The following is a 19,703-nucleotide window of genomic DNA, read 5'->3' as shown; positions in this document are numbered from 1 at the left end:
ATTATGCAGGAATCAAAAGAACAGCGCGTACATGGAGTATTTGAAAAAATATCAAAAAACTACGACCAAATGAACTCTGTCATCAGTTTTCAGCAGCATAAAAAATGGCGCGATAAAACGATGCGCATTATGGATGTGAAAGAAGGCGCCAAAGCGCTTGATGTCTGCTGCGGAACGGCTGACTGGACGATCGCTCTTGCAAAAGCAGCCGGAAAAAGCGGCGTGATTAAGGGCTTGGATTTCAGTGAAAATATGCTGAGCGTCGGACAGCAGAAAGTAAAAAACGGCGGATTCAGCCAAATTGAACTGCTGCATGGAAATGCGATGGAGCTTCCTTTTGAAGATGATACGTTTGATCATGTCACGATTGGCTTCGGACTCCGCAATGTCCCTGATTACTTGACTGTACTGAAAGAGATGAGACGTGTGGTGAAGCCGGGCGGGCAGGTGGTTTGCCTTGAAACCTCCCAGCCGGAAATGTTCGGATTCAGACAGGCCTACTTTATGTACTTTAAGTATATTATGCCGTTTTTCGGGAAGCTGTTTGCAAAAAGCTATAAAGAATATTCATGGCTTCAAGAATCAGCCAGAGAGTTCCCTGGAATGAAGGAACTGGCAGGCCTGTTTGAAGAGGCGGGCTTGAAAAATGTCCAATATCATTCGTTTACTGGCGGAGTCGCTGCCACGCATATCGGATGGAAATGAAAACACAGATGTTTGGGTGAATGATATGAAATTTAAAATGGCCTACTCTTTTTTAAATGACGATATAGATGTGATCGAAAGAGAACTTGAACAAACCGTACGTTCCGATTATCCGCTTTTAAGCGAGGCAGGTCTTCACCTGCTGCAGGCAGGTGGAAAGCGTATTCGGCCTGTCTTCGTGCTGCTTTCCGGCATGTTTGGCGATTACGATATTAATAAAATTAAATATGTCGCCGTCACTTTGGAAATGATTCACATGGCATCTTTGGTTCATGATGATGTCATTGATGATGCGGAGCTTCGGAGAGGGAAGCCGACAATCAAGGCAAAGTGGGATAATCGCATTGCGATGTACACAGGAGATTATATGCTTGCGGGATCTCTTGAAATGATGACAAGAATTAACGAACCGAAAGCCCATAGGATTTTGTCACAGACCATTGTTGAAGTTTGTCTAGGGGAAATCGAGCAGATCAAAGACAAATACAACATGGAACAAAATCTCAGAACATATCTCCGCCGTATCAAAAGAAAAACGGCGCTCCTGATCGCGGTCAGCTGCCAGCTTGGGGCCATTGCGTCCGGGGCTGATGAAAAGATCCATAAGGCGCTGTACTGGTTTGGGTATTACGTTGGCATGTCTTATCAAATCATTGATGATATCCTTGACTTTACCTCGACTGAGGAAGAGCTGGGCAAACCCGTTGGAGGAGATTTGCTTCAAGGAAATGTCACATTGCCAGTGCTGTATGCTCTGAAAAATCCAGCATTAAAGAATCAGCTGAAATTGATTAACAGCGAGACAACGCAGGAACAGCTTGAACCAATTATTGAGGAAATCAAAAAAACGGATGCGATTGAAGCATCTATGGCAGTAAGCGAAATGTATTTGCAAAAAGCTTTCCAGAAGTTAAATACGCTACCGAGAGGGCGTGCACGTTCGTCTCTTGCGGCCATCGCAAAATATATCGGTAAAAGAAAATTTTAATTTTTGTAGATATTAAGAAATTTCTCCACCCCGGATTGATTAATTATCAGAAAGATGTTACGATTTCGGTGTGCAGTGTGAAAGCCTATACATACATAATGATGGGGTGGAGAATGTGATGGAAAAGACTTTTATCATGGTGAAACCAGACGGTGTCCAACGTCAGCTCATTGGGGATATTTTATCCAGATTTGAACGTAAGGGCTTACAGTTAGCTGGTGCCAAGTTAATGAGAGTGACTGAACCAATGGCTGAGAAACACTACGCCGAACATCAAGGGAAGCCTTTCTTCGGAGAGCTCGTTGAGTTTATAACTTCAGGACCTGTATTCGCAATGGTTTGGGAAGGCGAAAATGTCATTGAAGTGACGAGACAGCTGATCGGAAAGACAAATCCTAAAGAAGCTTTGCCTGGTACGATTCGGGGAGATTATGGCATGTTTGTCGGAAAAAACATCATCCACGGCTCTGATTCTCTCGAAAGTGCAGAACGCGAGATTAACATTTTCTTTAAGAATGAAGAATTAGTATCATATCAACAGCTTATGGCAGGCTGGATCTATTAATCATTATGAAAATAAGTAACAGAGCCGGCACCATGTCATACCGCCGGTTTTCGATTTATTTTGTAAAGGTTTACATTAAAGTGAATAAAGGGTTTAATGGCAGGGTGTATCAGACTCCTGCCTTTTCTAACGATCTAAAATCAGCTGCAAAGCTGATTTTTTTATTGAAAGAATACAATTTCCTGATAAAACAAGCTATACTAGGACGAAAAGACCGCGAGACTGGGAGAGTAGAGATGGATACATACAGCGTATTTACAACGAAGTGGAAACAATTGACTGGAGTCGATTTGACATTATATAAAGAAGCACAAATGAAGAGAAGGCTGACGTCGCTTTATGAGAAAAAGGGGTTTCAAAGCTTCAAGGACTTTGCGGCGGCCTTGGAAAAGGATCATGCCCTCTTAAATGAAACATTGGACAGGATGACGATCAATGTTTCAGAATTTTATCGTAATTATAAAAGATGGGAAGTTCTTGAGACTGCTATTCTTCCGTTAATCAAGCACTCTAAGCCTTTAAAGATATGGAGTGCCGCATGTTCGACAGGAGAGGAGCCTTATACGCTTGCCATGCTTTTGGATCAGCAGAAAGATCTTCCCGGCTTTCATATTTTGGCGACTGATATTGATGAAAAAGCATTGGATAAAGCGAAGAAAGGCGTCTATCAAGAGCGGTCTTTACAGGAAGTGCCTTCATCTGTAAAAAATCGTTATTTTACTCAAAACGCAAATAGGAGTTATGAAGTAAAAGCGGAAGTCAAAAAGAATATTACATTCAAAAAGCACAATCTACTGGCTGATCGTTATGAACAAGACTTTGACTTAATTGTGTGCCGAAATGTATTTATTTATTTTACAGAAAGCGCGAAGGAAGAGCTTTATTTAAAAATGGCACATAGCTTAAAAAAGAATGGAGTCCTATTTGTCGGCAGCACCGAGCAAATCTTCAATCCGGAAAAATTCGGCCTGGCTCCAGCCGATACTTTCTTTTATCAAAAAAGATAGACTGACTTTTTGCTGAAAAATATGTTATAGTAGTTTTACTTAAAAGCGTTAATGTGATGAAGGGAGAAGAAGTCATGAGATATTTAACAGCCGGAGAATCACACGGCCCCCAACTGACAACCATTATTGAAGGAGTGCCTGCCGGGCTTTATATAACGGAGGAAGATATCAATTTTGAGCTTGCCAGACGCCAAAAAGGCCACGGCCGCGGCCGCCGCATGCAGATCGAAAAAGACCAGGCCAAAATTATGAGCGGGGTGCGTCATGCACGAACACTCGGTTCACCAATTGCTCTCGTCGTTGAAAATAATGATTGGAAGCATTGGACAAAAATCATGGGCGCGGCTCCAATTACAGAGGATGAAGAAAAGGAAATGAAGCGCCAAATTTCCAGACCGAGACCTGGACACGCTGACTTAAACGGTGCGATTAAATATAATCACCGTGATATGAGAAATGTGCTTGAGCGCTCTTCAGCGAGGGAAACAACTGTCCGAGTGGCGGCAGGAGCTGTCGCTAAAAAGATTCTTTCTGAGCTCGGCATTAAGGTGGCAGGTCACGTATTGCAAATTGGCGCAGTTAAAGCGGAAAAAACAGAATATACGTCAATTGATGACCTGCAGCGTGTAACAGAGGAGTCTCCGGTCAGATGCTACGATGAAGAAGCGGGCAAAAAAATGATGGCTGCCATTGATGAAGCGAAGGCCAACGGAGATTCCATCGGCGGAATTGTAGAAGTCATTGTCGAGGGAATGCCAGTAGGCGTGGGCAGCTACGTCCATTATGACCGCAAACTGGACAGCAAGCTTGCTGCTGCTGTTCTGTCAATTAACGCATTTAAAGGTGTGGAATTCGGCATCGGCTTTGATGCAGCCGGAAGGAATGGAAGCGAAGTCCATGACGAGATTATTTGGGACGAAGAAAAGGGTTATACCCGCGCTACAAACAGACTCGGTGGACTGGAAGGCGGCATGACGACAGGAATGCCGATTGTTGTCCGCGGAGTCATGAAGCCGATACCGACTTTGTACAAACCGCTGAAAAGCGTAGATATCGAAACGAAAGAACCGTTTTCTGCCAGCATTGAACGTTCAGACAGCTGTGCAGTGCCTGCGGCAAGTGTAGTAGCTGAAGCGGCTGTCGCATGGGAAATTGCGAACGCAGTCGTTGAACAATTCGGCTTAGATCAAATCGACCGCATTAAAGAAAATGTAGAGAATATGAGAAAATTGTCGAGGGAATTTTAATGAAAACACTGCATGTTCAAACCGCTTCCTCGTCGTATCCTGTTTTTATCGGACAAGGCATCAGAAAAGAGGTTTGCGAACTATTAAACTCTCTAAACAGGCCTTTAACACGGATTATGCTTGTCACAGATGAAGAGGTGGACCGCCTGTATGGTGATGAAATGCTTCATTTGCTGCAAGAAAAATGGCCCGTGAAAAAAGTGACGGTGCCGAGCGGAGAGCAGGCGAAATCCATGGACATGTACATAAAACTGCAGAGTGAAGCGATTCGTTTTCATATGGATCGCTCCTCGTGCGTCATCGCGTTCGGTGGCGGTGTTGTAGGAGATCTTGCCGGTTTTGTGGCTGCCACTTTTATGCGCGGCATTGATTTCATCCAAATACCTACAACGCTCTTGGCGCATGACAGTGCAGTTGGAGGAAAGGTAGCCGTGAACCATCCGCTCGGAAAAAATCTAATCGGTGCGTTTTATCAGCCGAAGGCCGTGCTCTACGATACAGACTTCCTGCGTTCTTTGCCTGAAAAAGAGCTTCGATCCGGAATGGCAGAAGTGATTAAACACGCTTTTATCTATGACAAAGCGTTTTTGGAAGAGCTGCTGAATATCCGCTCACTGCGTGATATCACCAGTGATCAGCTGAATGACATGATTTTTAAAGGGATTTCAATAAAAGCATCTGTCGTTCAGCAGGATGAAAAAGAAGAGGGGATTAGAGCTTACTTAAACTTCGGGCATACGCTCGGCCATGCCGTTGAGGCTGAATATGGATACGGACGGATCACTCACGGTGATGCCGTAGCCCTCGGAATGCAGTTTGCTTTATATATAAGCGAAAAGACAGCGGGCTGTGAAATGGACAGGAAACGTTTGGTCAGCTGGCTAATAAGCCTGGGCTATCCAAATCAAATTAAAAATGAGACGGAAACCTCGGTTCTATTGGACCGTATGATGAATGATAAGAAAACCCGCGGCGGGAAGATTCAGTTTATCGTGCTCAACGAATTAGGAAAAGTTGCTGATCACATATTTTCCAGAAATGAACTTGAGAGCTGGCTGAACAAATGGCGATTGGAGGAGACATCATGATGATTCGCGGAATTCGCGGAGCAACTACAGTTGAACGAGATACTGAAGAAGAAATTTTACAAAAAACTAAACAGCTGTTAGAGAAAATCATAGAAGAAAACAAAACAAAACCAGAAGATGTTGTTCAAATGCTTCTTTCGGCGACACCTGATTTGCACTCCGTTTTCCCGGCAAAAGCTGTCCGTGAGCTTTTAGGATGGCAGTATGTGCCGGTAACCTGTATGCAGGAAATGGACGTAACCGGCGGTCTGAAAAAATGCATCAGAGTCCTGATGACCGTCCAGACAGATGTTCCTCAGGATCAGATCAGGCACGTATATTTAGAAAAAGCCGTTGTATTAAGACCCGATTTATCATTGACAAAAAATACTGAATTGTAATACGATAGGAACAGCTTAGAAATACACAAGAGTGTGTATAAAGCGATTGAATGAGTTGAGTTAGAGAATAGGGTAGCAGAGAATGAGTGTAGTTGAGCTGAGACATGTATGTTTATTCTACCCAAAAGAAGTCTTTCTTTTGGGTTTATTTGTTATATAATGTTTTATCCTCTCATGCCATCTTCTCATTCTCCTTGCCATAAGGAGTGAGAGCAATGTATTTCCAATCCAACATTTCTGCATTTTTACAGGACAGCTTGTCCCACCACACCATACCGATTGTGGAGACCTTCACAGTCGATACGATGACACCCATTCAAATGATAGAGAAGCTCGACAGGGAGATTACGTATTTTCTTGAAAGCAAGGATGATACATCCAATTGGTCAAGATATTCGTTTATCGGCCTGAATCCATTTCTCACGATTAAAGAAGAGCAGAGCCGTTTTACAGCTACAGATCGGGACGGCAGATCTCATTACACAGGAAATGAACTTAAAGAAGTTCTGAATTGGATGAATAACACGTACAAAATCAAAACGCCCGAGCTAAGCATTCCTTTTGTAGGTGGAGCTGTCGGGTACTTAAGCTACGATATGATCCCGCTGATTGAGCCTTCTGTTCCTCCGCATTCAAAAGAAACGGGAATGGAAAAGTGTATGCTGTTTGTTTGCCGGACATTAATTGCATATGACCATGAAACCAAAAACGTCCACTTTATCCAATATGCAAGGCTTAATGGAAAGGAAACAGAAAACGAAAAAATTGATATATTTCAACAGAATCATCAAGAGCTTCAAGCTCTCATAGAAAAAATGATGGATCAAAAAAACATAAAAGAACTGTTTCTCTCTGCTGATTCATATAAGACACCCAGCTTTAAGACAGTCTCTTCTAATTATGAAAAACCAGCTTTTATGGCTGATGTAGAAAAAATAAAAGAATATATAAAAGCCGGTGATATCTTCCAAGGCGTTCTGTCACAAAAATTTGAGATTCCGATAAAATCAGATGCCTTTGAGTTATATCGAGTGCTTAGGATCGTTAATCCTTCTCCGTATATGTATTATATGAAACTCCAAGACAGAGAAATAGTCGGCAGCTCTCCTGAACGTTTAATCCACGTTAAGGACGGGCACTTGGAAATCCATCCGATTGCCGGTACGAGAAAACGAGGCGCTGATAAAGAGGAAGATGAAAAACTCAAAGTTGAGCTGCTGAAGGATGAAAAAGAAAAAGCGGAGCACTACATGCTCGTTGATCTTGCCCGGAACGATATTGGCAGAGTAGCAGAATATGGATCTGTTTCTGTGCCGGAGTTCACAAAAATTGTCTCCTTTTCCCATGTCATGCACATTATTTCGGTGGTTACAGGCCGATTGAAAGAAGGGATTCACCCTGTCGATGCACTGATGTCCGCTTTCCCGGCGGGAACTTTAACAGGTGCTCCCAAAATCCGTGCCATGCAGCTGTTGCAAGAGCTCGAGCCAACACCGAGAGAGACATACGGCGGCTGTATCGCCTACATCGGATTTGACGGTAATATCGACTCTTGTATTACGATTCGCACCATGAGTGTAAAGAACGGTGTTGCATCGATACAGGCAGGTGCTGGAATTGTTGCGGATTCTGATCCGGAAGCCGAATACGAAGAAAGCTGTAATAAAGCCGGTGCGCTGCTGAAAACGATTCATATTGCAGAAGACATGTTCCATAGCAAGGAGGATAAAGCTGATGAACAAATTTCTACAATTGTGCGTTGACGGAAAAACACTTACTGCCGATGAGGCAGAAGCGCTGATGAATATGATGATAACAGAGGAAATGGCGCCTTCTGAAATCGGCGGCATATTGTCTATTCTGGCTCATCGGGGAGAGACGCCAGAAGAGCTTACGGGCTTTGTGAAAGCGATGCGGGCACGCGCTCTTACAGTAGATGGACTTCCTGAAGTTGTTGATACATGCGGAACCGGAGGAGATGGTATTTCCACTTTTAATATCTCAACGGCATCAGCAATTGTTGCCTCAGCAGCAGGGGCAAAAATCGCTAAGCACGGCAATCGCTCTGTCTCTTCTAAAAGCGGAAGCGCTGATGTGTTGGAGGTGTTAGAGGTTCCAATTCAAACCACTCCCGAAAAGATCAAAAGCAGCATTGAAGCAAACAACATGGGATTTCTTTTTGCACCGCTTTATCATTCCTCTATGAAACATGTAGCGGGTACTAGAAAAGAACTGGGTTTTAGAACGGTATTTAATTTGCTCGGGCCGCTCAGCAATCCCTTGCAGGCGAAGCGTCAGGTGATCGGGGTCTATTCGGCTGAAAAAGCCGGATTGATGGCAAGCGCACTGGAGACGTTTCAGCCAAAGCACGTTATGTTCGTATCAAGCCGTGACGGTTTAGATGAGCTTTCAATTACAGCACCGACCGACGTGATTGAATTAAAGGAGGGGGAGCGCCGGGAATATACTGTTTCACCGGAAGCTTTCGGTTTCACAAAGGGCAGACTTGAAGATTTACAGGTGCAGTCACCAAGAGAGAGTGCTTGTCTCATTCAGAATATTTTTGAAAATAAAAGCAGCAGTTCCGCTCTATCTATTACTGCTTTTAATGCAGGGGCTGCGATATACACGGCGGGGATCACCGCCTCACTGAAGGAAGGAACGGAGCTAGCATTAGAGACGATTACAAGCGGAGGCGCTGCCGCGCAGCTTGAACGACTAAAGCAGAAAGAGGAAGAGATCTATGCTTGAAAACATCATGAAACAAAAGAAAGAAGAAGTAAACACACTGGTCCTGCCGGAAGAGCAGCCTTTCGAAAAACGTTCATTTAAAGAGGCGCTGGCAAGCCCGAATCGGTTTATCGGGTTGATTGCTGAAGTGAAGAAAGCGTCGCCGTCAAAAGGGCTTATTAAAGAGAATTTTGTCCCTGAACGGATTGCAAAAGACTATGAAACTGCGAAAGCAGATGCGCTTTCCGTTTTAACAGACACCCCGTTTTTTCAAGGGGAAAACAGCTATTTATCAGACGTAAAGCGCGCTGTTTCGATACCTGTACTCCGAAAAGATTTTATTATTGATTCTCTTCAAGTGGAGGAGTCCAGAAGAATCGGCGCGGATGCCATATTATTAATTGGCGAAGTGCTGGATCCCTTACACCTTCATGAATTATATCTAGAAGCAGGTGAAAAGGAGATGGACGTGTTAGTCGAGGTCCATGATGCAACAACGCTGGAACAAATATTGAAAGTGTTCACGCCTGATATTCTCGGCATAAACAACCGAAACCTAAAAACTTTTGAAACCTCTATTATGCAGACAGAACAAATCGCATCTCTTGCCCCGAAAGACTCATTGCTTGTCAGCGAAAGCGGAATCGGTTCTTTAGAACATGTAACATTTGTCAAAGAACATGGAGCACGAGCTGTGCTTATCGGTGAATCATTGATGAGACAAACGTCACAGCAAAAAGCAATCCATGCTTTGTTTGGGGAGTGAGGATGTGAAGAAGCCGGCATTAAAATATTGCGGCATACAGTCACTGCAGGATTTGCAGCTTGCAGCAGACTCGCAGGCTGATTATTTGGGCTTTATTTTTGCTGAAAGCAAACGAAGAGTATTTCCGCAAGATGTGAAAAAGTGGCTGAGTCAAGGTTGTGTCGAAAAACAGGTTGCAGGGGTTTTTGTTAATGAGTCGATAGAGACAATATTACGAATTGCCGACGACTTGAATCTCAATGTTATTCAGCTCCATGGTGATGAGGAACCTGCGGATGCCAATGCGCTTCGCATGCTGACAGATTGTGAAATATGGAAGGCGCTTCACCATCATGAGAACACAACTCAAGAAATAGCACGTTTTAAAGATGATGTTGACGGCTTTGTGATTGATTCATCTGTCAATGGGGCAAGAGGGGGCACTGGTGTTGCTTTTTCTTGGGGCTGTGTGCCGGAATACCAGCAGGCCGCTATAGGCAAACGCTGTTTTATCGCAGGCGGCGTGAATCCGGACACTATCACAGACTTAATGAAATATTACCCGGCAGGAATTGACCTTGCCAGCGGAATCGAAAAAAACGGACAAAAAGATCAGAATCTAATGAGGCTTTTAGAAGAAAGGATGAACCGATATGTATCCATATCCGAATGAAATAGGCAGATACGGTGATTTTGGCGGAAAGTTTGTTCCGGAAACACTAATGCAGCCTTTAGCAGAAATTGAAACCGCATTTAGAGAGGTCAAGGATGATCCTGCTTTTCGTAATGAATATGACAAGCTGTTGAATGACTATTCCGGTAGGCCGACTGCACTCACGTTCGCTGATCGAGTTACTGAGTATTTAGGCGGCGCAAAAATTTATTTGAAACGAGAAGATTTGAACCATACAGGGTCTCATAAAATCAATAATGCGTTAGGTCAAGCGCTGCTCGCTAAGAAAATGGGAAAAACGAAAATCATTGCTGAAACCGGTGCCGGTCAGCACGGTGTGGCCGCGGCAACAGTCGCAGCCAAATTCGGCTTTTCCTGCACTGTGTTTATGGGCGAGGAGGATGTTGCCCGCCAGTCTTTGAACGTTTTCCGCATGAAGCTTCTTGGAGCGGAGGTTGTGCCTGTTACAAGCGGAAATGGCACATTGAAGGATGCCACAAATGAAGCGATTCGGTACTGGGTTCAGCATTGCGAGGATCATTTTTACATGATTGGATCAGTTGTCGGACCGCACCCTTATCCGCAGGTGGTCCGAGAATTTCAGAAAATGATTGGAGCAGAAGCGAAGAATCAGCTGAAACACATTGAAGGCACTCTGCCTGATAAAGTAGTGGCGTGTGTAGGCGGAGGAAGCAATGCAATCGGCATGTTTCAGGCGTTTTTAGACGAAGATGTTGAACTGATCGGCGCTGAAGCAGCTGGAAAAGGAATTGACACTCCTCTTCATGCCGCTACTATGTCAAAAGGAACCGTAGGCGTAATTCACGGTTCATTGACTTATCTGATTCAAGATGAGTTCGGGCAAATTATTGAGCCTTACTCCATTTCAGCAGGGCTCGACTATCCCGGAATCGGTCCGGAGCACGCATATTTGCATAAGAGCGGCCGTGTCACTTATGACAGTATCACAGATGAAGAAGCGGTGGATGCATTAAAACTCTTGTCAGAAAAAGAGGGGATTTTGCCGGCAATCGAATCTGCCCATGCGTTAGCGAAAGCATTCAAACTCGCCAAAGAGATGGATCGCAATCAAACCATTCTCGTCTGTTTATCAGGACGGGGAGATAAGGATGTCAACACGTTAATGAATGTATTGGAAGAAGAGGTGAAAGCGCATGTTTAAATTAGATCTTCAAGCATCAGAAAAATTGTTTATCCCGTTTATTACAGCGGGAGATCCATCGCCTGAGGTTTCGGTTAAACTGGCGAAGTCACTCCAAAAAGCAGGCGCCACGGCACTGGAGCTTGGTGTTGCATACTCAGACCCGCTTGCAGACGGTCCGGTGATCCAGCGTGCTTCAAAGCGGGCGCTTGATCAGGGAATGAATATCGTAAAGGCAATCGAATTAGGCGGGGAAATGAAAAAAAACGGAGTGAATATTCCGATTATCCTCTTTACGTATTATAATCCTGTGTTACAATTGAACAAAGAATACTTTTTCGCTTTACTGCGGAAAAATCACATTGACGGTCTGCTTGTTCCGGACCTGCCTTTAGAAGAAAGCGCCAGCCTTCAAGCGGAATGCAAAAACCATGAGGTGACGTATATTTCTTTGGTTGCGCCGACAAGCGAAAGCCGTTTGAAAACCATTATTGAACAAGCCGAGGGCTTCGTCTACTGTGTATCTTCTCTAGGTGTAACCGGTGTCCGCAATGAGTTCAATTCATCCGTGTACCCGTTCATCCGGACAGTGAAGGATCTTAGCACTGTGCCGGTTGCTGTCGGTTTCGGTGTATCAAACCGCGAACAGGTCCTGAAGATGAATGAAATTTGTGACGGTGTCGTAGTGGGAAGTGCGCTCGTCAGAAAAATAGAAGAGCTAAAGAACCGGCTCATCGGCGCTGAAACGAGAGATCAGGCGCTGCAGGAGTTTGAAGATTACGCAACGGCGTTTGGCGGCTTATATAGTTTAAAATGAGGTGACTGGATTTGCGTATCAAAGAACATTTAAAACAGCTGAAGCCTTATCAGCCAGGTAAGCCGATTGAAGCAGTGAAATCAGAATATGGCTTGGATAAAGTTGTGAAGCTTGCTTCAAATGAGAATCCGTACGGCTGTTCAGAAGCTGCAAAAGAGGCGCTTCAACATGAGATTCAACAGCTTGCGCTTTATCCGGACGGGTATAGCGCGGCTTTGCGGGCAAGGCTCAGTGAGCACCTCAATGTCAGTGAAACATCACTTATTTTCGGAAACGGCTCAGATGAAATCATTCAAATCATCTGCCGGGCATTTTTAAACGATAAAACCAACACGATAACTGCTGCCCCGACTTTTCCGCAATATAAACATAATGCAGTCATTGAAGGCGCTGAAGTTCGTGAAATTGCACTTCGTCCTGACGGCTCTCATGATTTAGATGCCATGTTAGAAGCGATTGATGAACAGACACAAGTCGTTTGGATATGCAGTCCGAATAACCCGACTGGCACTTATACTTCAGAAGGGGAATTACTCGCATTTCTGGAGCGCGTTCCTTCTCATGTCCTCGTTGTTCTTGACGAAGCATATTATGAATATGTAACAGCTGAGGATTACCCGGAAACTGTGCCGTTATTAAACAAGTATTCCAATCTGATCATATTGCGGACATTTTCAAAGGCTTACGGTCTGGCTGCGCTCAGAGTCGGATACGGAATTGCTGACGAGGGCTTAATTCGCCAGATTGAGCCGGCGAGAGAGCCATTTAACACGAGCCGTCTAGGCCAGGCTGCGGCAATCGCAGCACTTGATGATCAAGCGTTTATTGCTTCCTGTGTCGAGCAAAATAAATCAGGCCTTCAGCAATATTATGATTTTGCGAAGACTCATGGTTTAAAGTGCTACCCTTCACAGACAAACTTTGTGTTAATTGATTTTAACCGCCCTTCCGATGAACTGTTTCAGGCTCTGCTGGAAAAAGGCTATATTGTCCGGTCAGGAAATGCATTAGGTTTCCCGACATCACTCCGGATTACGATCGGAACAAAAGAGCAAAATGAAGAAATCCTTGCAATCTTAGCTGAAATTTTATAAGAGGTGATCAAATATCACCTCTTTAGTCTATAAACCAGGTGATGACGTATGAATCAATTGAGAGATACAATATTGCTCATCGGTCTCGGATTGATAGGCGGTTCGATTGCGTTAGCGATCAAAAAAGAGCATCCGGGCAAACGGATTATCGGAGTCGACATCTGTGATGAACAGGTAGTAGCCGCATTAAAATTAGGTGTGATAGATGAGCGTGCTGATTCGTTTATTAGCGGTGCAGAAAAGGCAGCTACAATAATCATTGCCACACCTGTTGCGCAAACCCTGCTTATGCTTGATGAACTGGCTCATTCAGGAATTGAACATCAGCTTTTGATTACCGATGTAGGAAGCACAAAGCAAAAAGTAGTTCATTACGCTGAGCAAGTGCTGCCTGGCCGCTACCAATTTGTCGGAGGGCATCCGATGGCGGGTTCACATAAATCAGGAGTGGCCGCTGCGAAGGAATTCCTGTTTGAAAATGCATTTTATATTTTAACGCCAGGCCAGAAAACGGACAGACAAGCAGTAGAACAATTGAAACACCTGCTGAAGGGGACGAATGCCCATTTTGTGGAAATGTCACCAGAAGAGCATGATGGCGTTACAAGCGTGATCAGCCATTTTCCGCATATTGTCGCAGCAAGCCTCGTTCATCAAACTCATCATTCAGAAGAACTTTATCCGCTTGTTAAGCGTTTTGCTGCCGGCGGGTTCAGGGATATTACAAGGATAGCATCGAGCAGCCCGGCAATGTGGCGGGATATTCTATTACATAATAAAGATAAAATCTTGGACCGTTTTGATGAGTGGATTCGTGAAATTGAGACAATCCGGACATACGTAGAACAAGAAGATGCCGAAAATTTATTTTGTTATTTTAAAACGGCCAAGGATTATCGCGACGGACTGCCGCTTCGGCAGAAGGGCGCGATACCTGCATTTTACGATTTATATGTGGATGTTCCCGATCATCCCGGTGTGATTTCCGAGATAACGGCTATCTTAGCTGCGGAGCGCATCAGTATCACGAATATCCGGATTATTGAAACACGAGAAGATATTAACGGAATTTTAAGGATCAGTTTTCAGTCTGATGACGACCGCAAACGGGCAGAACAATGCATTGAAGCCCGGGCGGAATATGAAACTTTTTATGCTGATTGAGGTGGAAAATAATGAAAAGAGAAAAGGTGCAGGCCTTAAACGGAGAAATACATATTCCTGGTGATAAATCCATTTCTCACCGTTCCGTCATGTTTGGTGCGCTGGCGAAGGGCACAACAACTGTGAAAAACTTTCTGCCGGGAGCGGATTGTTTGAGCACGATTGATTGCTTTAGAAAAATGGGTGTTCAAATTGAGCAAAACGGCAGCGATGTAGTGATTCACGGAAAAGGAATCGATTCCTTGAGTGAGCCAGAAAGCCTTTTAGATGTCGGTAATTCAGGCACAACGATCCGTCTTATGCTCGGTATTTTGGCGGGCCGTCCTTTTTACAGCGCGGTAGCCGGAGATGAGAGCATTGCGAAGCGCCCAATGAAACGTGTAACAGAGCCTTTGAAGCAAATGGGGGCTAAAATCGACGGCAGAGCCGGCGGAGAATTTACACCGCTGTCAGTGAGCGGCGCTTCATTAAAAGGCATTGATTATGTATCACCTGTTGCAAGCGCACAAATTAAATCTGCTGTTTTGCTGGCTGGATTACAGGCTGAGGGCACAACTACCGTCACAGAGCCTCATAAATCTCGGGACCATACTGAGCGGATGCTTTCTGAAGATCAAACGAGCGTTTCCATTACAGGTGGCCAGAAGTTGACAGCTGCTGATATTTTTGTTCCTGGAGACATTTCTTCAGCGGCGTTTTTCCTTGTTGCGGGTGCAATGGTTCCAAACAGCAAGATTGTATTAAAAAACGTAGGTTTAAATCCGACTCGGACAGGTATCATTGATGTCCTTCAAAACATGGGGGCAAAACTTGAAATCATACCATCTGCTGACAGCAGTGCAGAGCCTTATGGTGATTTGGTCATAGAAACGTCATCTCTAAAAGCGGTTGAAATCGGTGGGGATATCATTCCGCGTTTAATTGATGAAATACCTATCATTGCGCTTCTTGCGACCCAGGCGGAAGGAACTACCGTTATAAAGGACGCGGCAGAGCTTAAAGTAAAAGAAACAAACCGCATTGACACCGTGGTTTCTGAGCTTCGTAAGCTAGGTGCTGAGATTGAACCGACAGCAGATGGAATGAAGGTTTATGGCAAGCAAACACTGAAAGGCGGCGCAACAGTGTCCAGCCATGGAGATCATCGAATCGGAATGATGCTTGGTATCGCTTCTTGTATAACTGAAGAGCCAATTGAAATTGAGCAGACAGATGCCATTCACGTTTCTTATCCAACCTTTTTCGAGCATTTAAATAAGCTTTCAAACAAATCCTGAAGATTTTCCTTCAGGATTTTTTGTGCAAATTGTCTGTGAGTCATAATCCGAGGCAAAAAAACATAGCTTGTCTTATAGAGAGAAAAGAAAAAACGAAGAGGGGGGATGCGCTTTATACAAAACGGCAGGTCAGAGGGCTGCTTTACTGTACAGAGGGCGATCTTCCTTTTTTCATTTTCTATCTCAAAAACTTTTGGTAAACTAATAAGACTTAATAATTCCCTGCCGTACAGCAAGCATCTTATTTGCCGGGGGCTTTCGACTGAATTATGATAAGATTAACCCGAACAATAAAGCTTTTTTGTATGGTTGATGTTCTATAGGAAAAGAAAGGACCGGTCCGATTTGAATACATTGATTCAAGAAGCCATAAAATTAGTTGAAGCAGGTGAAACAGAAAAAGGCCTCAACACTCTCTCGAAAGCTGAAAACGAGCTCCATGATGGAGACAAAGCCATTGCAGCCCAGCTTTATTACGAGTGGGGCAATGTAGAAAAAGCGATTTCACTGATCAGTGATTTACATGATTTATATCCAAATGAAACAGAACTGACGAATTTTTACGCTGAACTTTTAATAGATATTGACGAAGAAGAAAAAGCCCTCGCTGTGCTGGAAACCATTCCGGAAACAGATCCATCATATCCGGAAAGCTTGCTGCTTATGGCGGATCTTTACCAGATGCAGGGGTTATTCGAAGTCAGTGAACAAAAGCTTTTACAGGCTAAGTCCATTCTGGACAATGAACCCATTATTGATTTTGCACTGGGTGAACTTTACTTTACTCAGGGAGCTTATGCAAAAGCGGTTCAATATTTTAAAACAACGGCTGAGGAGCAGAGTGAGATCGGAGGCGTTAATGTCCATCAAAGACTGGCCGAATCGTTAAGTGCCTCAGGTGAATTTGAGGATGCCATTCCGTGGTACGAGAAAGCTGTTGATGAGAATCCTGATCCAAATACGATTTTCGGCTATGGGTTTACAGCCTTGCAGGCGGGGTTTGTTAAAACAGCTATTAAGCAGCTGTCTGATTTAAAAGAGCTTGATCCATCTTATTCTTCACTTTATATGCCGCTTTCGAAAAGCTATGAAGCTGAAGGGATGTATGAAGAGGCATTAAAAACGGCAAAAGAGGGTATCAGATATGATGAATACAACAAAGAGCTTTTCCTCTATGCCGCAAAAATGGCTTTAAAAATCGGGAAGTCAGAAGATGGGAAACAGCTGCTTCAGGAGGCGCTTGCACTTGATCCGGGCTTCGTCGAGGCACTTCATACACTTCTTGCCGTATATCATAAAGAAGAGGATTATGAACAGATCATTGATCTTATTCAAGAGGTGCGCGGCTATGGGGAAGAAGATCCGAAATACAATTGGTACCTTGCAAGCGCATATACCGAATTAGAGCAGTACGAGAAAGCAAAACAATCCTTTGAGGCTGCCTTTCTTCACTACCGGGAGGACAGAGATTTCTTATACGAATACGCAAGCTTCCTATTAGAAGAAGGCCTGCAAAAAGAAGCGTTGCCGCTTTTGAAAAAGGTTCTTGAAATTGACGGGGCCAATGAAGAGCTGGAAGAAACGATTTTGCGAATCGAGGATGAATTTTCTAGATAAGCAGGAATGTTCACCATTCATGTGGAACATATAAGTATATAGATTATACGAGCGATAGAGGAGGGAATTACATGCAGACCCCTGTTTCTGTCAATGAGAAAAAAGACTTTATCCGTTGGTTTTTAAACCATTATCAGTTAAAGCGCCGAGAGTGCGTTTGGATCTTGAACTACTTAATGAGCCATGATTCTCTCATGGAAAAGGTTCATTTTGTAGAGCAGGCAGAATTTTGCCCGAGAGGCATTATCATGTCAACACATTGTGTTGAAGAAGTTCCGTTTCGGTTCTATAAAGAGAATGTCATGACAACCGACGCGGAAAAATCTTTTCATGATATTAGATTAAATAAACAGCAGGATTTGTTTATCCAGCTTAATTTCCGTTCAGCTTACAGCTCACCTGAGTATGCTGCAGTATTGGAATCCAACCCTCATATTCCGAAGGATCTGTTTGAGAACAAAAAAGATCAGGGGTTGGCTGAACAAATTTTGGAGCACGCTATTTCCACATTCCAAAGAGAGAAATTATTAAAAGACATTGACGATGCACTAGATCGTCATGATAAAGAAGCATTTGAACAATTATCGCGCCAATTGAAACAGCTCACATAATTTGACCAGCCTTGCATTGTATTGCAAGGCTTGTTGTTGTAAAGGGGGACCAACGATGAGGTGGAGAATGACTGATGCCAAGGAGTATCTGCAAGCTAAGGATTACATTGATACCGCTGTCATTCCATTAATTAACATAAAGGTAGGGGGCCATTTCAAAATGGCGGCGGAGAAAGGAGAATTTACGCAGCTTCTGTCGGAAGAACTGGAAAGGCAGTTAAAGGGACGGGTATATTTACTGCCCCCATATACATATGTTGATAGAAATGAAATAACGGTTCAAGGACTTAAGGATTTGCGGGAAGAGCTTATCTCAGAATTTCCGCATGTTGTGCTGCTCACGTCTGACGAAAATTGGAAAAGTGAGGAAGTGTTAGGCAAAATCATTATTACACCTTCTGTTCCGTTAGAGCATTTAAATGACTCCTTAAAAAGAAAAATGTTAGATGAACGTACTGCTGAAATTTTGAACGTTTTGTTACAGTTGTGGAGCACCCAATAAAAACACTTACATTTCCTTATAAACAATATTTTGGCTATATTGACCTTGCTGAGAGATTCATATATTATGAGGGTGTCTAGAGTTATTGCAATATTTTCTATATTAGTCAGTTTGCAGGGGTGACCTAGAGGGGGGAGAAGTTATGGGCGGAAAACATGATATATCCAGACGTCAATTTTTGAATTATACGCTCACAGGCGTAGGGGGTTTTATGGCGGCTAGTATGCTCATGCCTATGGTTCGCTTTGCACTCGACCCGGTATTAAAATCGACAGGGAAGCAGGACATGGTTCAGGTTGTCAGCGTAGATGAGCTGACAAAAGAGCCGCAGCGTTTTGATTTCAAAATTAACCAAGTCGATGCCTGGTATGAGTCAGAAGAGTCAAGATCAGCCTGGGTCTTCAAAAGCGGGGATGAAATTGTAGCGCTTTCGCCAATTTGTAAGCATTTAGGGTGTACGGTGAACTGGAATAGCGATCCTAAAAATCCGAATAAATTCTTTTGTCCATGCCATTACGGACTCTATGAAAAGGACGGCACCAATGTCCCGGGCACGCCGCCGCTTTCGCCTCTTGATCATTATGAGCAAGAAGTAAAAGACGGCTTCCTGTATCTTGGAAAAGCTAAGCCTAAGGGGGAAGGGTGACATGCTGAACAAAATTTATGACTGGGTAGATGAGCGGCTTGATATTACACCGATGTGGAGGGATATTGCCGATCACGAAGTGCCGGAACATGTTAATCCCGCCCATCATTTCTCTGCGTTCGTGTATTGCTTTGGGGGACTGACGTTTTTTGTAACCGTTATCCAAGTGTTATCTGGAATGTTTTTAACGATGTACTATGTGCCTGATATCAAAAATGCCTGGGAATCGGTATATTATTTGCAAAATGAAGTGGCATTTGGCCAAATTGTTAGGGGAATGCACCATTGGGGTGCGAGCCTGGTCATTGTAATGATGTTTTTACATACGCTAAGGGTCTTTTTCCAGGGGGCGTATAAAAAGCCGCGCGAGCTGAACTGGATTGTCGGTGTTCTGATCTTTTTTGTCATGCTCGGGCTTGGCTTTACAGGCTACTTGCTTCCTTGGGACATGAAGGCTCTGTTTGCAACAAAAGTCGGGCTGCAGATCGCTGAAGCCACGCCTTTGATCGGGACGCAAGTCAAAACACTCCTTGCGGGGCACCCTGATATTGTAGGCGCCCAAACGCTGACTAGGTTTTTTGCGATCCATGTATTCTTTCTTCCTGCCGCATTGTTCGGGCTGATGGCTGCACATTTTATTATGATCCGGAAGCAGGGGATTTCAGGACCGCTTTAAAACTCTTGA

The 19,703-nt window shown here is 43.9% G+C and carries 21 protein-coding genes; all 21 read left to right on the top strand.

Annotated features, from left to right (window positions below; genetic code table 11):
* The first annotated feature begins 3 nt into the window (after nt 1–3).
* The 21 genes from menG to qcrB all read left to right on the top strand — a co-directional run bounded on the left by menG (nt 4) and on the right by qcrB (nt 19,694).
* Entirely contained in the window at nt 4–705 is a 702-nt protein-coding gene (gene menG / locus Q3W56_RS12255) for a demethylmenaquinone methyltransferase (protein WP_268400659.1), read from the top strand.
* A 25-nt stretch (nt 706–730) separates the two neighbouring features.
* On the top strand, nt 731–1,693 hold the full coding sequence (gene hepT / locus Q3W56_RS12250) for a heptaprenyl diphosphate synthase component II (RefSeq protein ID WP_003246013.1): 963 nt from the start codon (nt 731–733) through the stop codon (nt 1,691–1,693).
* Between the two features lie 115 nt (nt 1,694–1,808).
* Nucleotides 1,809–2,258: a nucleoside-diphosphate kinase gene (gene ndk / locus Q3W56_RS12245; protein ID WP_079287909.1), complete on the top strand. Its 450-nt coding sequence runs from the start codon at nt 1,809–1,811 to the stop codon at nt 2,256–2,258.
* Between the two features lie 236 nt (nt 2,259–2,494).
* Nucleotides 2,495–3,265, top strand: coding sequence for a protein-glutamate O-methyltransferase CheR (gene cheR / locus Q3W56_RS12240; protein ID WP_029317061.1), 771 nt, complete (start codon nt 2,495–2,497; stop codon nt 3,263–3,265).
* A gap of 74 nt (nt 3,266–3,339) precedes the next feature.
* Nucleotides 3,340–4,512, top strand: a complete 1,173-nt coding sequence (aroC, locus tag Q3W56_RS12235) for a chorismate synthase (protein WP_302895662.1) — start codon at nt 3,340–3,342, stop codon at nt 4,510–4,512.
* Complete coding sequence (aroB, locus tag Q3W56_RS12230) at nt 4,512–5,600, top strand: 3-dehydroquinate synthase (RefSeq protein ID WP_302895661.1); 1,089 nt, start codon at nt 4,512–4,514, stop codon at nt 5,598–5,600. The genes aroC and aroB overlap by 1 nt, the downstream gene beginning before the upstream one ends.
* On the top strand, nt 5,597–5,980 hold the full coding sequence (gene aroH, locus Q3W56_RS12225) for a chorismate mutase (RefSeq protein WP_019714779.1): 384 nt from the start codon (nt 5,597–5,599) through the stop codon (nt 5,978–5,980). The genes aroB and aroH overlap by 4 nt, the downstream gene beginning before the upstream one ends.
* Nucleotides 5,981–6,195: 215 nt before the next feature.
* Entirely contained in the window at nt 6,196–7,743 is a 1,548-nt protein-coding gene (gene trpE, locus Q3W56_RS12220) for an anthranilate synthase component I (RefSeq protein ID WP_302895660.1), read from the top strand.
* Nucleotides 7,715–8,731, top strand: a complete 1,017-nt coding sequence (trpD, locus tag Q3W56_RS12215; protein ID WP_302895659.1) for an anthranilate phosphoribosyltransferase — start codon at nt 7,715–7,717, stop codon at nt 8,729–8,731. Before trpE ends, trpD begins: the two co-directional genes overlap by 29 nt.
* Entirely contained in the window at nt 8,724–9,476 is a 753-nt protein-coding gene (gene trpC, locus Q3W56_RS12210; protein WP_019714776.1) for an indole-3-glycerol phosphate synthase TrpC, read from the top strand. Before trpD ends, trpC begins: the two co-directional genes overlap by 8 nt.
* Nucleotides 9,477–9,480: 4 nt before the next feature.
* Nucleotides 9,481–10,128 carry a phosphoribosylanthranilate isomerase gene (locus tag Q3W56_RS12205; protein WP_302895657.1) on the top strand — a complete coding sequence of 216 codons (648 nt, stop codon included), beginning with the start codon at nt 9,481–9,483 and terminating at the stop codon, nt 10,126–10,128.
* Complete coding sequence (gene trpB / locus Q3W56_RS12200) at nt 10,109–11,311, top strand: tryptophan synthase subunit beta (protein ID WP_302895656.1); 1,203 nt, start codon at nt 10,109–10,111, stop codon at nt 11,309–11,311. The genes Q3W56_RS12205 and trpB overlap by 20 nt, the downstream gene beginning before the upstream one ends.
* Entirely contained in the window at nt 11,304–12,107 is an 804-nt protein-coding gene (gene trpA, locus Q3W56_RS12195; protein WP_302895655.1) for a tryptophan synthase subunit alpha, read from the top strand. Before trpB ends, trpA begins: the two co-directional genes overlap by 8 nt.
* Before the next feature lie 11 nt (nt 12,108–12,118).
* Nucleotides 12,119–13,201, top strand: a complete 1,083-nt coding sequence (gene hisC / locus Q3W56_RS12190; protein ID WP_302895654.1) for a histidinol-phosphate transaminase — start codon at nt 12,119–12,121, stop codon at nt 13,199–13,201.
* Between the two features lie 48 nt (nt 13,202–13,249).
* The gene (locus Q3W56_RS12185; protein WP_302895653.1) at nt 13,250–14,365 is read left to right on the top strand and encodes a prephenate dehydrogenase; all 1,116 of its coding nucleotides are present in this window, start codon (nt 13,250–13,252) and stop codon (nt 14,363–14,365) included.
* Nucleotides 14,366–14,376: 11 nt separating this feature from the next.
* Nucleotides 14,377–15,642: a 3-phosphoshikimate 1-carboxyvinyltransferase gene (gene aroA, locus Q3W56_RS12180; RefSeq protein WP_302895652.1), complete on the top strand. Its 1,266-nt coding sequence runs from the start codon at nt 14,377–14,379 to the stop codon at nt 15,640–15,642.
* A 345-nt stretch (nt 15,643–15,987) separates the two neighbouring features.
* Nucleotides 15,988–17,259, top strand: a complete 1,272-nt coding sequence (locus Q3W56_RS12175; RefSeq protein WP_302895651.1) for a tetratricopeptide repeat protein — start codon at nt 15,988–15,990, stop codon at nt 17,257–17,259.
* 71 nt (nt 17,260–17,330) lie between these two features.
* The gene (locus Q3W56_RS12170; RefSeq protein WP_019714768.1) at nt 17,331–17,870 is read left to right on the top strand and encodes a ReoY family proteolytic degradation factor; all 540 of its coding nucleotides are present in this window, start codon (nt 17,331–17,333) and stop codon (nt 17,868–17,870) included.
* Nucleotides 17,871–17,925: 55 nt separating this feature from the next.
* A complete protein-coding gene (locus Q3W56_RS12165; protein WP_302895650.1) occupies nt 17,926–18,372 on the top strand; it encodes a YpiF family protein in 447 nt (148 codons plus the stop codon).
* 142 nt (nt 18,373–18,514) lie between these two features.
* Nucleotides 18,515–19,018, top strand: coding sequence for a Rieske (2Fe-2S) protein (locus Q3W56_RS12160; RefSeq protein WP_003225556.1), 504 nt, complete (start codon nt 18,515–18,517; stop codon nt 19,016–19,018).
* A 1-nt stretch (nt 19,019) separates the two neighbouring features.
* Nucleotides 19,020–19,694 carry a menaquinol-cytochrome c reductase cytochrome b subunit gene (gene qcrB, locus Q3W56_RS12155; RefSeq protein ID WP_003225560.1) on the top strand — a complete coding sequence of 225 codons (675 nt, stop codon included), beginning with the start codon at nt 19,020–19,022 and terminating at the stop codon, nt 19,692–19,694.
* Nucleotides 19,695–19,703: the final 9 nt, after the last annotated feature.

This window comes from Bacillus sp. C28GYM-DRY-1 (assembly GCF_030519405.1).
GTDB lineage: Bacteria > Bacillota > Bacilli > Bacillales > Bacillaceae > Bacillus > Bacillus spizizenii_A.
The sequence above is the reverse complement of the archived record's forward strand: the minus strand, read 5'-3'. Positions and strand labels throughout refer to the sequence as shown.